General features: G+C 39.1%; 1 pseudogene. It reads left to right on the forward strand.

Annotated elements, in window-relative coordinates:
- Positions 1-27: 27 nt before the first annotated feature.
- Positions 28-233 (forward strand): annotated as a pseudogene (locus tag SB786_RS37835) (hypothetical protein); the annotation flags it as partial.

The raw sequence follows: 233 nt of genomic DNA on the forward strand, positions 1-233 counted from the left end.
GTGCGTCATCACGACTTAAAAGAGTGGATGCTGAAATACTATCCTGGGCAAAAGCCAGAATTCTTATTCGATGAGATTGAGCGAGGAGTCCATCATTCGATTAACATTGATGACTATCTGGCCTTACAGTCGAAAATTGAGGCTACTGAAGCTAGAGTTGAGAAGGCTAAAGAAGCGTGGCTTGCTCAAAAAGAAGAAATAAATAAATTGAAAGAAGAGAATAAAAAGCTTTC

The organism is Burkholderia sp. SIMBA_062, assembly GCF_046534765.1.
Classification (GTDB): domain Bacteria; phylum Pseudomonadota; class Gammaproteobacteria; order Burkholderiales; family Burkholderiaceae; genus Burkholderia; species Burkholderia ambifaria.